General features: G+C 68.9%; 10 protein-coding genes. 6 read left to right on the forward strand and 4 right to left on the reverse strand.

From position 1 onward, the window contains the following. The first annotated feature begins 16 nt into the window (after positions 1-16). On the forward strand, positions 17-2,833 hold the full coding sequence (locus ACIRG5_RS07450; RefSeq protein WP_402901633.1) for a caspase domain-containing protein: 2,817 nt from the start codon (positions 17-19) through the stop codon (positions 2,831-2,833). Here the strand turns inward: ACIRG5_RS07450 and ACIRG5_RS07455 are convergent. Both ACIRG5_RS07455 and ligD read right to left on the reverse strand, forming a co-directional pair. After that, positions 2,812-3,762 (reverse strand): DNA polymerase domain-containing protein, encoded by a 951-nt coding sequence (locus tag ACIRG5_RS07455; RefSeq protein WP_402901636.1) that lies wholly within the window; start codon positions 3,760-3,762, stop codon positions 2,812-2,814. The genes ACIRG5_RS07450 and ACIRG5_RS07455 overlap by 22 nt on opposite strands. Continuing rightward, a complete protein-coding gene (gene ligD, locus ACIRG5_RS07460) occupies positions 3,752-4,696 on the reverse strand; it encodes a non-homologous end-joining DNA ligase (RefSeq protein ID WP_402901638.1) in 945 nt (314 codons plus the stop codon). Before ligD ends, ACIRG5_RS07455 begins: the two co-directional genes overlap by 11 nt. Before the next feature lie 61 nt (positions 4,697-4,757). Between ligD and ACIRG5_RS07465 the strand changes: the two genes are divergently transcribed. The 3 genes from ACIRG5_RS07465 (at position 4,758) to ACIRG5_RS07475 (ending at position 7,279) form a co-directional block, all read left to right on the forward strand. Beyond that, a complete protein-coding gene (locus ACIRG5_RS07465; RefSeq protein WP_402901641.1) occupies positions 4,758-5,486 on the forward strand; it encodes a thioesterase II family protein in 729 nt (242 codons plus the stop codon). A gap of 72 nt (positions 5,487-5,558) precedes the next feature. Continuing rightward, positions 5,559-6,596: a GDP-mannose 4,6-dehydratase gene (locus tag ACIRG5_RS07470; protein ID WP_402901644.1), complete on the forward strand. Its 1,038-nt coding sequence runs from the start codon at positions 5,559-5,561 to the stop codon at positions 6,594-6,596. Between the two features lie 41 nt (positions 6,597-6,637). Then, complete coding sequence (locus ACIRG5_RS07475) at positions 6,638-7,279, forward strand: maleylpyruvate isomerase N-terminal domain-containing protein (RefSeq protein WP_402901647.1); 642 nt, start codon at positions 6,638-6,640, stop codon at positions 7,277-7,279. Here the strand turns inward: ACIRG5_RS07475 and ACIRG5_RS07480 are convergent. Both ACIRG5_RS07480 and ACIRG5_RS07485 read right to left on the reverse strand, forming a co-directional pair. Beyond that, the gene (locus tag ACIRG5_RS07480; RefSeq protein ID WP_402901650.1) at positions 7,271-9,157 is read right to left on the reverse strand and encodes an ABC transporter ATP-binding protein; all 1,887 of its coding nucleotides are present in this window, start codon (positions 9,155-9,157) and stop codon (positions 7,271-7,273) included. The genes ACIRG5_RS07475 and ACIRG5_RS07480 overlap by 9 nt on opposite strands. Next, positions 9,154-10,881 carry an ABC transporter ATP-binding protein gene (locus ACIRG5_RS07485; RefSeq protein WP_402901653.1) on the reverse strand — a complete coding sequence of 576 codons (1,728 nt, stop codon included), beginning with the start codon at positions 10,879-10,881 and terminating at the stop codon, positions 9,154-9,156. The genes ACIRG5_RS07480 and ACIRG5_RS07485 overlap by 4 nt, the downstream gene beginning before the upstream one ends. 101 nt (positions 10,882-10,982) lie before the next feature. On the opposite strand from ACIRG5_RS07485, the gene ccrA reads away from it, so the two are divergent. Both ccrA and ACIRG5_RS07495 read left to right on the forward strand, forming a co-directional pair. Continuing rightward, positions 10,983-12,302 carry a crotonyl-CoA carboxylase/reductase gene (ccrA, locus tag ACIRG5_RS07490; protein ID WP_402901656.1) on the forward strand — a complete coding sequence of 440 codons (1,320 nt, stop codon included), beginning with the start codon at positions 10,983-10,985 and terminating at the stop codon, positions 12,300-12,302. A gap of 14 nt (positions 12,303-12,316) precedes the next feature. After that, positions 12,317-13,531, forward strand: a complete 1,215-nt coding sequence (locus ACIRG5_RS07495; protein WP_402901659.1) for a cytochrome P450 — start codon at positions 12,317-12,319, stop codon at positions 13,529-13,531. The last annotated feature ends 42 nt before the right edge of the window (positions 13,532-13,573 follow it).

The following is a 13,573-nucleotide window of genomic DNA, read 5'->3' on the forward strand; positions in this document are numbered from 1 at the left end:
TCCGTAGGAGGCCGTTATGACCCACGTCACACTGCGCGTGCACGAGAACGGGGCCGACGACGAGCGCATCGAGCAGCTGACCGCCTTCCTGCGGTCCGAGCTGAGTGAACTCGTCCCCGTCTCCGGTGTCACCGGCGAGGCCCCCGAAGGCGCCAAGGCCATCGACCTGGCGGAGCTCGGCACGCTGCTGACCACGGTCTCCCAGTCCACGGTCCTGGCCGCGCTGATCAACGCCGTGTCGTCGTGGCTGGGCCAGCGCCGCGAGCGTTCCGTGACGGTCGAGGCGGAGGGCGAACCCCTGGAGCTCACCGGCGCGCCGACCGAGGCGGAGCTGGCGGAGCGTTCCGCGTGGCTGGGACGCCACCTGCACCGTTACGCCCTGATCATCGCGAGCTACGAGTTCGCTGATCCCGGGCTGTCGTCGCTGCGCGCCCCCGCCCACGACGCCGCACGCCTGGGGGAGGTGCTGGCGGATCCGCGCATCGGCGGCTTCCACGTTCGCACGCTGATCAACTCCCGGGCCGCCGAGGTGAACGAGGCCGTCGAGGACTTCTTCGCCGACCGCGATCCCGACGACCTCCTGGTGCTGCACTTCTCCGGTCACGGCGTCAAGGACGAGGCGGGCGAACTCCACTTCGCCACCTCCGGCACCAAACTCTCCCGTCTCGCGGGCACGGCCGTGGGCGCGGACTTCGTGGCCCGCCGCATGAACCGCTCCCGGTCCCGCCGCATCGTGCTGCTGCTCGACTGCTGCTACTCCGGCGCGTTCGGCAGGGGCATGGTCGCCCGCGCGGGCGGCACCATCGGCCTGGAGGAACAGTTCGGCGGCAGCGGCCGGGCCGTCATCACGGCCTCGTCGGCCATGGAGTACGCCTTCGAGGGCGCGGCGGTGGCCGACTCGTCCGAGGGCGAACCGTCCGTCTTCACCTCCGCCCTGGTGGAGGGCCTGGAATCGGGCGACGCCGACCGCGACCAGGACGGCCACGTGGGCCTGGACGAGCTCTACGAGTACGTCTACGACCGCGTCCGCCGCGCGACCCCGCACCAGACTCCCGGCAAGTGGATGCTCGACGTGCGAGGCGACCTGCGCATAGCCCGCCGCGCCCGCCCGGTCTCGGTGCCGGCTCCGCTACCCGCGGAACTGCGGGACGCGATCGACCACTCGCTGCCGGGCGTGAGGGCAGCCGCGATCCCGGAACTGCGCCGCCTGCTGTCGGTGGCGCACGAGGGACGGGCGCTGGCGGCGAGGCTCGCGTTGCGGCGGCTGACGGACGACGACAGCCGCATGGTGGCGAGAACGGCCCGCGAGGCCCTGGGAGAAAAGCCCGCCCTGCCCACCCCACCCGCCCTGGGCACGGCTTCAACGCCGACCACCGCACCGACCGCCCCATCGGCTGCGACCGCCGCTCCGAAGACCGCGTCGGCTGCGACGGCCGCTCGAACTACCGCATCCGCTACGACCGCCCCACCCGCTCCGGTCACCGCTCCAGCTGTGACCACCGCACCGACTGCCGGATCCGCGCCGACTGCCGGGTCCGCGCCGACCACCGCTCCGGCTTCGGCCACCGCATCGGCTACCGCACCTCCTTCGGTCACTGAGACTGCCTCGACGCCCGCGTCGGCGACCACCGCACCCGCAACGACGTCCAAGTCGCCGACCAGGGACGACCTCACCGCGCGAAAACTGTCGGTGCCTCCTGAGACGATGGGAGTGGGGGATTCTGCCTCCCTGGGGGCCGACGAGGCGGAATCGATTCCGAAGGAGCCGAGCCGAACCTTGTTCACCGCGTCAGGCTCCGGCTCGGCTCGCTCTGGCTCGGTTCCCAAGCGGGCACCGGACTCCGCAACTGGTGGCACCACAGCTGGTGACTCCACGGTTGGCAGGTCCGCAGCAGGCCACGCCACCGTTGGCGACCCCGCGCCTGGCGACTCCACACTCGGCGGCTCTGCAGCGGATAGCGCTTCTGCTGGCAGCTCCGCATCCAGCGGCTCCGTAGTCGCAGGCTCCGCAGCCCATAGCGCCGCAGCCGGCAACTCCGCACCCATCTCACTCGCCACCGTGCTGCCCCGCCTCGCCGCGGGCCTCGCCCTGGTGCTCCTGGTCGTCGGCCTGATGGAGATCCCCGGCGGCATCCTCAGGGGCCTCGACACCGGCCCCAACAGCTTCGTGTTCGCCGCGGTCTGGCCGTGGGCGCTGGCAGCGGCGCTGTTCGTGATCACCTGCCGGGACCACCCGTGGGCGCCGGGAGCCGCGCTGGGCCTGCTGGCCGGCACGACGGGCCTGTTCAGCGGAGGCGACACCTTCACCTGGGTTCCGTTCGCGCTGGCGGCTACCGCACTGGCCGTCGCCTGCACGACGACGACCCCGTGGTGGCTGGCGGCGGCGGGAGGCGGGCTGGGAGCGGTGGGCGTCTACGTGATCGCGTCGATGGGCCACGACCTGACCTCGATCAACGGCGACGGCGTGGACGCGACGCTGATCGGCACGGCCGCCGCTCTCACCTGCCTCGCGGCCTACCGCGTCTGGCGCGACCGGTGGTGGCCCGCCGCGGTCGCGCCGGCCCTGCTCGTGCTGGACGCGGTCCTGATGCTGTCGGAGGACGTCCCGTCGTTCGTCACCCACGCGAGCCTGGCGGGCCTGGTCGTCATCCCGCTGGTCGCCACGCTGACGACCGGCCCGGCCAGGCTGGCCGCCTACATCACCATCGCGGCCGGACTGCTGGTGCGCGCCAACGACTACGTGTCCGCGAGCGAGCCGACGTTCACGAGCGTCGCCCACGTGACGCTGCCGCTCGCGGCCGCGCTCGTCGCCTACTTCTCGCGCTCCCGCTGAGCCTTGCGCCGCTTGCCCTCGTGCATCGCTACGACGCGGGCGACCGGGATGGTGTGCCCTTCGGCGATCAGGTCGTCGGGCAGGCGTTGCGGCTTCGGCATGAGCGACGCCCACGGGTCGCCCTCGAAGCGGGTCTTGATCGTGAAGTCGGCCGGCGTGACGTCCTTCAACGACTCCCACGGCACGGGGAACGAGATCGGCAGACCCTCGCGCAACCGTGGGCTGTAGGCGGCGACGACCGTGGCGCCCCAGGCTCGCGTCGAGTCCAGGAACACCTTCCCGCCCCGCTCGGCCCGGATGTACGCGGTGGTCGCGAGCGAGGGATCGAGCTTCTCCGCCCGCACCGCCACCGCGCGCGTCGCCGCGGCCACGTCGTCGGGGGAGTGCTCCTCCAACGGCACGAAGATGTGCACGCCCTTGGCGCCGCTCGTCTTCACGATGCTTTCCAGACCGGCGTCGACCAGCGCCTCGCGGATCAGCAGCGCCGAGCCGACCACGACGTCGAAACCGGCGCCCTCGGGTGGGTCGATGTCGAGCACCATGTGGGTCTGGTGGTGGTCCTCGCCGAAGTGGTCACCGAGGTACAGCGGCACGTGGTACTCGACCGCCCGCTGGTTCGCGAACCACATGAGCGTCTGCTCGTCGTCGCAGATCGCATACTTGATCCTGCGATGCGACGCCTCGGCCCAGACCTCGACGGTCTTCACGTACGAAGGCGTGTACTTGGGGACGTTCTTCTGCATGAACGGGTCCTGACCATCCTTGGATCCTTTTCTGGGCAGGATCCGCCACACCGACAGCTGCCGCCCGGCGAGCACCGGCACGAACCTGTCCGCCACGAAGTCCAGGTACTCCACCAGGTCACCCTTGAGCAGGCCGCCGAACAACGGCTGGTCGAGCGACGAGAACTTCAGCGGGCTACTGCTCATCGGGGACCTCGAGTTCGTCGCGGGCGGCCCACTCCAGCAGCGGTTCGATCGACCACACCGCGTCGTCGATCCCGGCGTGCAGGTCGCCCAGTTCGGCATAGCGCTTCGGCACGGTGGCGATGGTGAAGTCGTGCGGGTCGACGTCCGGGATCTCGTCCCACCGGATCGGCGTCGACACCGTCGCCTCCGGATAGCCGCGCACGGAGTACGCGCTGGCGATCGTCCTGTCGCGCGTGTTCTGGTTGTAGTCCACGAACACCAGCGACGGGTCGCGGTCCTTGCGCCACCACGTGGTCTCGACGTCGTCGGGCGCCCGTCGTTCGACCTCGTGCGCGAACGCCAAAGCCGCCTTGCGCACGTCCTGGAACCCGAAGTCGGGCTTGATCCGCACGTAGATGTGCAGGCCTTTCGACCCGGACGTCTTCGGGAACCCCGTCGCGCCCAGCTCGGCCAGCACCTCCTGCGCCACCAGCGCCACCCGTCGCACCCGGTCGAACGTGCACGTCGGGCCGGGGTCGAGGTCGATGCGCCACTCGTCGGGCTTCTCGGTGTCCGCGGCACGCGAGTTCCACGGGTGGAACTCCACTGTGGACATCTGCACCGCCCAGATGACGTCGGCGAGGTGCGTTACGCACAGTTCGTCGGCGTGCCGGTTGTAGCGCGGAAAATGCACCCGCACGGTCCGCACCCACGGTGGCGCGCCGTTCGGAAGCCTTTTCTGGTGCACTTTCTCGCCCGTGACGCCCTCGGGGAACCGGTGCAGCATGCACGGCCGTTCCCGCAACGCGCGGACGATTCCGTCGCCGACGGACAGGTAGTAGTTCGCGAGATCCAGTTTCGTCTCGCCGCGCGCGGGAAAGTAGACGCGGTCGGGGTTGGAGATCCGCACGACGCGGTCCTCCACCTCGAGCTCCACAGCCGGGGACTTGCCCATGCCGTCCAACCTAACTCTTCCGAGGCGTTTCCTCAGTGCAAACGGTGCTTGCATCGACGCCGTGGCCTCCACACTCGACACCGATCTCTGGTTCCGGCGGCTCTCCGAGGCGCCTCCTGACGCACCCCGGCTGGTGTGCTTCCCGCACGCGGGCGGCTCGGCGAGCTGGTACCAGCCGTTCGCCCAGCACTTCGAAGGACGGGCCGAACTGGTCGCGGTCCAGTACCCGGGACGGCAGGACCGCAGGTCAGAGCCGTTGATCGACGACATCCGCGTGCTGGCCGGCCAGATCGCGCCCCTGCTGACCCGCGATCGCCCGCTGCACCTGTTCGGGCACAGCATGGGCGCGATGATCGCGTTCGAGGTGGCGCTGCGCCGCGATCCGGACCACCTGTTCGTCTCCGGCCGCCGCGCGCCGCAGCTCGTCCGCGACGACCGCGTGCACCAGCGCGACGACGCCGGTCTGATCGCCGAGGTCCGCAAGCTCGCGGGCACGAACGCACGGGTGTTCGACGACGAGGAACTGGTGCGGATGGTGCTGCCGGCGATCCGCGCCGACTACCGGGCCGCCGAGACCTACCGCTACCGGCCGGGCCCGGCGCTGCGGTGCCCGCTCACGGCGCTGACCGGCGACGCCGACCCGAAGGCGTCGGTGGACGAGGTGGGGCGATGGCGTGAGCGCACGACCGGTGATTTCACGCTCAAGGTGTTCTCCGGCGGCCATTTCTTTCTGTCCGACAACAGAAGCGCGGTCGCGGCCTTCGTTTCCGGCGAATCCCCTAGTGCCTGAACCCCTAATTTTGCAAGGGATTCAGGTCCGTCCCGTGTCGGACCAAGCGGTAAGGCGATGAGAGGAAACGGGATGACCAAGCGGGCACTGATCACCGGGATCACCGGCCAGGACGGGTCGTACCTCGCGGAGCACCTGCTCAGGCAGGGTTACGACGTGTGGGGACTCGTCAGGGGACAGGCGAACCCGCACAAGATGCGGGTGTCGCGGCTCATGTCCGAACTGTCCTTCGTGGACGGTGACCTGATGGACCAGGCCTCGCTGGTGTCCGCTGTGGACCTGGTGCAGCCGGACGAGGTCTACAACCTGGGCGCCATCTCGTTCGTGCCGATGTCGTGGCAGCAGGCCGAGCTCGTCACCGAGGTCAACGCCATGGGCGTGCTGCGCGTGCTGGAGGCGATCCGCATCGTCTCGGGCCTGTCCAGCAGCCGCCACAACGGCGCCTCGGCCAAGCACATCCGCTTCTACCAGGCGTCGTCGTCGGAGATGTACGGCAAGGCCGCCGAGACGCCGCAGCGCGAGACCACGATCTTCCACCCCCGCAGCCCCTACGGCGTGGCGAAGGCCTACGGGCACTTCATCACCCGCAACTACCGCGAGTCGTTCGGCATGTACGCGGTCGGCGGCATCCTGTTCAACCACGAGTCGCCCCGCCGCGGCGCGGAGTTCGTGACCCGCAAGATCTCCCTCGGTGTCGCGAAGATCGCGCAGGGCCTGCAGGACAAGCTGGCGCTGGGCAACCTGGACGCGTTGCGCGACTGGGGTTTCGCGGGTGACTACGTCCGCGCGATGCACATGATGCTGCAGCAGGAGGAGCCCACGGACTACGTCGTCGGCACCGGCGAGATGCACTCGGTGCGCGACGCCGTGCGCCTCGCGTTCGAGCACGTGGGCCTCAACTGGGAGGACTACGTCTACATCGACCCGGTGCTGGTTCGCCCGGCCGAGGTCGAGATCCTGTGCGCCGACACCACCCGTGTGCGCGGCGAGCTCGGCTGGAAGCCCGAGGTCGACTTCTCGGCGCTGATGAAGATGATGGTGGAGGCCGACCTCAAGCACGTCGCCACCGAGCACCAGTACGGCGAACTGCTGGCCGCCGCCAGCTGGTAGATCCACCCTCCCGGGATCCACAGCCGTTGTAGTTTGCGGCTGTGGATCTTTTTTCGCGTTCCCTGGGGGAGCTGCTCGACACGGTCGCACGGCTCACGGACGACGATTTCGAGCAGCCGTCCGGATGCGCGGGCTGGCTGGTGCGGGACCTGGCGTGCCACTTCGTGATCGACGCGCAGGACGTGCTGATCACCCTCGTGACGCCGTCGTCCGAGGCGCCGACGCACGACGCCGTGACGTACTGGAAGGTCGCTCACGAGCCCGCTGACGATCCGCTGTCGGCGTTGATCGTCCGGCTGGCGGCCGCGTACGGCGAACCGTGGATGCTCAAGTTCCACGTCGACGACGTGGGCCGGGCGGCGCTGCGGGCCGGTCGGCTGGCCTCGCCCTCCGCCCGCGTCTCCACCCAGGACATGGTGCTCACCGCGGCCGACTACCTGGGCGCCTACGTCTGGGAGTGGACGCTGCACCACCTGGACCTGGTCGCGCACCTGCCGGACGCCCGCCGGCCACACTCCGACGCGCTCGCCCGGTGCCGGGAGATGCTCGAACAGATCGCCGGTGCCTTCCCCGCCTCGTGGCCGGACGAGGACGTGCTGCTGGTGGGAACGGGACGGCGCGCCCCGACCGAGGCGGAGCGCGCCGAGCTGGGGGAGCTGGAGATCCCGTTCGTCCTAGGCTGAGTACAGCCGGGCGTAGAAACCCCTGGCGGCCATCAGTTCCTCGTGCGTGCCGCGTTCCACCACGGCGCCCTGGTCCATGACGACGATCAGGTCGGCGCCCCGGATCGTGGACAACCGGTGCGCGATCACGAAGCTCGTCCGTCCCGCCCGCAACGACGTCATGGCCTGCTGGATCAGGACTTCCGTGCGGGTGTCGACGGACGACGTGGCCTCGTCCAGCAGCAGGATCGCGGGCTGGGCGAGGAACGCGCGCGCCAGCGTGATCAGCTGCCGTTCGCCCGCGGACAACCCGCCGTGCTCCTCGTCGAGCACCGTGTCGTAGCCGTCGGGCAGCGACCGCACGAACCTGTCCACGCACATGGCCTTCGCGGCCTCGATGACCTCTTCCCGCGTCGCACCGGGCCGTCCGTAGGCGATGTTCTCGGCGATCGTGCCCTCGAACAGCCACGTGTCCTGCGAGACGAGGCCGATGGCCGAGCGGAGCTCCTCACGGGTCAGGGTCGTGATGTCCGTGCCGTCCAGCAGGATGCGGCCGCCGTCGAGCTCGTAGAACCGCAGCAGCAGGTTGCCCAGCGTCGTCTTGCCGGCACCGGTCGGCCCGACGATGGCGACGAGCCGGCCGGGCGCCGCGGACAGCGACAGATCGTCGATCAACGGCTTGTCCGGCGTGTAGCGGAAGGAGACGCGGGAGAACTCGACGTGCCCGCGCACCGGCGAGATGGTCGCGGGCCTGGCGGGCGCCGGCGACTGCTCCGGTTCGTCCAGCAGCTCGAACACCCGCTCGGCGGAGGCGATGCCGGACTGCAGCTGCCCGGAGAAGTTCGCGACGTCGATGATCGGCCGCGAGAACATGCCGGAGTACTGGATGAACGCCTGCACATCACCGATCGACACAGAGCCCGACGCGACCCGCAGCGCGCCGACGACGGCGACGAGCACGTAGTTGAGGTCGGTGATGAACCGGGTCACGGGCCCGATCAGACCGGAGATGGCCTGCGCGCTGAACGATGATCGGTACATGGTGTCGTTGCGCCCGGCGAACTCCCGCGCGGCCTGCTCCTGACGGCCGAACGCGGTGATCAGCGCGTGGCCGCTGTACATCTCCTCGACGTGCGCGTTCAACGCGCCGGTCGACTGCCACTGCTCGGCGAACTTCGGCATGGCTCTCTTGGAGATCCACGCCGCCAGCAGCAGCGCGATCGGCACGCAGATCAGCACCAGCACGGCGAGTTGCACAGAGATCACCAGCATGATCGCCAGCACGCCGAACACCGAGATGACCGACGTGAGCATCTGCCCGATCGACAGCTGCACGGTCCGTTGCAGGTTGTCGACGTCGTTGGAGACGCGGGAGAGGATCTCGCCGCGCGGGTTGCGGTCGAAGTAGGCCAGCGGGAGCCGGGTCAGCTTCGCGTCGATCTCCTCGCGCAGCTTGAAGACCGCGTGCTGGACGATGTTGTTGACGACCCTGCCCTGCATGAGCATCGACATCGATCCGATGATGTACAGACCGAGGATCAGCAGCAGCAACTTGCCGAGCGTGTCGAAGTCGACGCCCTGGCCGGGCACGAAGTCGACGGTGCTGATGACGTTCGCGAGGGTGTCCTTGCCCTCGGCCCGCAACTGGGCGAGGACCTGCTCCTCGGTGGCGCCCGCGGGCAGGCCGCGGCTGACGAGGCCGGTGAAGATGAGGTCGGTGGCGCGGCCGAGCAGGATCGGGCCGAGCAGGTTGAGCCCGATCGTCACGACCGCGAGCAGTCCGATGACCACGAGCTTGCCCCGGTACGGCACCAGCAGCCCGAACAACCGCCTGGTGGTCCTGGGTTTCTTCGGTTCCGCGACCTCGGACCGGACTTCGGGATCGGCGAGCAGGGTCATCGGACGGTCCCTCCGACTGGCTGGGAGAGGGCGATCTCCCGGTAGGTCTGGTTGGTGCCGATCAGCTCGGCGTGCGTGCCGGAACCGACGACCCGGCCGTCCTCCAGCACGATGACCCGCGACGCCGCCTCGACAGTGCTGATCCGCTGGGTGACCAGCAGGATCGTCGCGTCGTGCAGCTCGCGGTCCAGTGCCGCGCGCAGCCGGGACTCGGTGCCGAGGTCGAGCGCGGAGAAGCAGTCGTCGAGCAGGTAGATCTCGGGCCGCCGCACCAGCGCCCGCGCGATGGCGAGGCGTTGCCTCTGTCCACCTGAGACGGTCGACCCGCCCTGCGAGATCGGCGCGTCGAGCCCGAGCGGCCGGACGAACTCGGCGGCCTGCGCGATCTCCAGCGCATGCCACAGCTCGTCGTCGGTCGCGTCCTCCTTGCCGTACCGGAGGTTCGACGCGATGGTGCCGCTGAACAGGTGCGCCTTCTGCGGCACGTAACCGATGATCCGGTGCAGTGCCAGCGGGTCGAGGTCGCGGATGTCGGTGTCGTTGACCACCACCTGACCGCCGGTGACGTCGTAGAGCCGCAGTGCCAGCGACAGCAGCGTCGACTTGCCGCTGCCGGTGCTGCCGAGGATCGCGACCGTCTCGCCCGGCCGGGCGGTGAGACTGACGTCCCGCAGCACCGGCTTCTCCGCGCCGGGATAGCCGAACGTGGCACCGCGCAGTTCCAGATGCCCGCGCGTGGCCATCTTCGTGATGGGCGTTTTCGGCCTGGCGATGCTCGACTCGGCCAGCAGAACCTCGTTCACGCGGTTCGCGGACACGGCGGCGCGCGGGGCCTCGGTGAACACGAGCATCGCCATGATGATCGCGACGATGATCAACGTGACGTAGGACAGCAACGCGAGCAGCGCGCCGAGCTGCATGGTCCCGTCGTCGATGCGATGACCGGAGAACCAGATGATGCCGATCGTCAGCACGTTCATCACGGTCATCACCATCACCGGCATCGTCGCCATGATCCGCCCGACCCGCCGCGATGTTCCGTACAGCTCACCGTTGGTGGCGTCGAACCGCCCGCGTTCGTGCTGGTCGCGGACGAACGCCCGGATCACCCGAACACCGATGATCTGCTCGCGCAGCAGGTGGTTGATGCGGTCGAGATAGCTCTGCATGGCCCGGTAGAACGGCGACAGCCGCTTGAGCATCAACGTCAGGCCGGCGATCACGACGACGACCAGCGCGATCAGGATCATCGACACCGGAACGTCCTGCACGAGGGCCAGCGCGACGCCGCCGACGCACATGATGATCGCCGACACGGCGACGTCGGCGGTCGTGAGCACGATGCTCTGGACCTGACCGACGTCGTTGACGGTCCTGGTGATCAGCGACGGCGCGCCGATCTGGTCGACCTCCCGCGCCGACAGGGTCATGACCTTGCGGAACACCTTGTCGCGCAGGTCCCGGCCGAGACCGGAGGACATGCGGGAGCTGAGCAGCATCGCGCCGCTCGCGGTGAGGATCTGCACCGCCGCGACCCCGAGCATCGTGAGGCCGGTGCCCCAGATGTAGCCGGCGTCGCCGAGCAGCACGCCGTTGTCGATGATCTGCGCGTTGAGCGTGGGCAGCAGCAGGGTCGCGGCGGTCTGGACCAGCTGGAGCACCACCAGGAGCACGAGTGTTCCCCGGTACGGCCGGAGGTGGTGGTTCAGGAATCGGGCGAGCACACGACCCAGCACACCTCAGCAGTGGCACCGGCAATCCCTAGACTTGCAGGGCTCGTTTCTCTCGGGCATTCCCTAGGGCCGGTCCTCCTACCTTGAGGTGCATGAGCGAAATCCTGAGCGCCATCGAATCCGACGACGCGGTGGCGCGGGACTTCGAGGCGCTACCGGTGCCGGAGAGCTATCGCGCCGTGGTGGTCGAGGAGAGCGACGCCGACATGTTCGCGGGCCTCCCGACCTGGGAGAAGGACCCGCGGCGGTCGCTGAAGATCCGCGAGGTCGCGACACCGGAGCTGGCGCCCGGTGAGGCGCTGGTCGCCGTGATGGCGTCCGCGATCAACTACAACACCGTGTGGACGTCGATCTTCGAGCCGGTGTCGACGTTCGGGTTCCTTCGCCGGTTGGGTGGCAAGCACCAGCTGCCGTACCACGTCGTGGGCTCCGACCTCGCCGGTGTCGTGCTGCGCGTCGGACCCGGCGTGACGGTGTGGAAGCCGGGCGACCGCGTGGTCGCGCACTGTCTGGACGTGCCGTTGGAACGTCCAGACGGCCACAACGACACGATGCTCGACCCGCAGCAGCGGATCTGGGGCTTCGAGACGAACTTCGGCGGCCTGGCCGATCTGGCGCTGGTCAAGGCGAACCAGCTGATGCCGAAGCCCGAGCACCTCACGTGGGAGGAGGCCGCCTCGCCCGGTCTGGTCAACTCCACCGCGTACCGCCAGCTCGTCTCCGCCAACGGCGGCAACATGAAGCAGGGCGACACGGTCCTGATCTGGGGCGCGTCCGGCGGACTGGGTTCCTACGCCACGCAGTTCGCGTTGAACGGCGGCGCGACCCCTGTCTGCGTCGTGTCCTCGCCGGACAAGGCGGAGATCTGCCGGTCCATGGGCGCGGAGCTGATCATCGATCGTTCCGCCGAGGGATATCGCTTCTGGAAGAACGAGCACGAGCAGGACCCGCGCGAGTGGAAGCGGTTCGGCGCGCGCATCCGCGAGCTGACCGGTGGCGAGGACCCGGACATCGTGTTCGAGCACCCCGGCCGGGAGACGTTCGGCGCTTCGGTGTTCGTGGCGCGCAAGGGCGGCAAGATCGTCACCTGCGCCTCCACCTCGGGATACCTGCACCAGTACGACAACCGCTACCTGTGGATGAACCTGAAGAGCATCGTCTCGTCGCACTTCGCGAACTACCGCGAGGCGTGGGAGGCGAACCGGTTGGTGGCCAAGGGGAAGATCCATCCGACCCTGTCCAGGGTGTACTCGCTCGACGAGACGGGGCAGGCCGCGCACGACGTGCACCGCAACGCCCACCAGGGCAAGGTCGGGGTGTTGTGCCTGGCGCCGTCCGAGGGTCTCGGCGTGCTGGACCACGAGCTGCGCGGCAGAAACATCGACGCGATCAACCGATTCCGCTCCTCTTAGTGAAGGTTCCCGCTATGACGGAAGAAGTAGTCGCGCCGGCTTCGGCGTGCCCGTTCCCCTTCGCCCGTGATCCGCAGAACCCGCTCGACCTGCCGCCGGAGTACGCCCGGTTGCGCGCCGACCGGCCGGTGCAGAAGGTGACGACACCGGCGGGCGACACCGCGTGGCTGGTGGCCAGGTACTCGGACGTGCGGGCTCTTCTCGCTGACACAGAACGGTTCTCCGCCGAGGTGATGAACCCCGGCTACCCGCGTTACCTGTTCCCGGTCGACCCGCAGCCGGGCGCGTTCGTCACCGTCGACCCGCCCGACCACACCCGGTACCGGCGCATGATCATGTCGATGTTCACCAAGAAACGGGCCGAGGAGGTACGTCCGTCGGTGCAGAAGCTGGTGGACGAGCGGATCGACGCGCTGCTGAAGGGCCCGCAGCCGGTCGACCTGGTCACGCACTTCGCGCGCCCGATCCCGTTGACCGTCGTGTGCGAACTGCTCGGCGTCCCCTACAAGGACCGCCTCGCGTTCGGCCGCTGGATCAACACCCTCGTCGAGACGACGTCGTCACAGGCCCACCGCAACGCCGCGGCGGGAGCCCTGTTCGGCTACCTGACGAAGCTCGTGGCGCAGAAGGAGAAATCGCCCACTGACGACGTGCTCGGCCGGTTGGTCGTGAACCAGATGGCCGCGGGCGAGCTGAAACGCGAAGAGGCCGTCGTCATCGGCATGATGCTGCTGTCGGCCGGTTACGACACCACGGCGTCGTCGATCGCGCTGAGCATCCTGACCCTGCTGGAACACCCGGAACAGCTCGTGAAGCTGCGTGAGAACCCGCACCTCGTGGTCGGCGCCGTCGAGGAACTGTTGCGGCATCAGAACGTGATGCAGTGCGGTGTCGGCCGGGTGGCCCGGGTGGACCTGGAGATCGCCGGGCAGCAGATCAAGGCGGGGGAGGGGATCATCGCCCTTCTCTCGTCCGCGGACCGCGACGAGAGCGTGTACTCGGATGCCGACAAGCTCGACATCACGCGTCAGGACTCGACGCCGCTGGCGTTCGGGCACGGCATCCACAGCTGCATCGCGAAGTTCCTGTCCCGCGTGGAACTCCAGGTGGCGTTGCTGACGCTGATCACCCGCATCCCGACTTTGGCATTGGCCAAGCCGGCGGAGGAACTCCGGTTCCGCGACGGTGCCATCGTCTACTCGCTGCGGGAGCTTCCCGTTACCTGGTAAGAGCTTCGTCGTTCAGGGGCACCCCTCGCCGCAGGGGTGCCC

This window comes from Lentzea sp. NPDC102401, assembly GCF_044765805.1.
Lineage (GTDB): Bacteria > Actinomycetota > Actinomycetes > Mycobacteriales > Pseudonocardiaceae > Lentzea > Lentzea sokolovensis.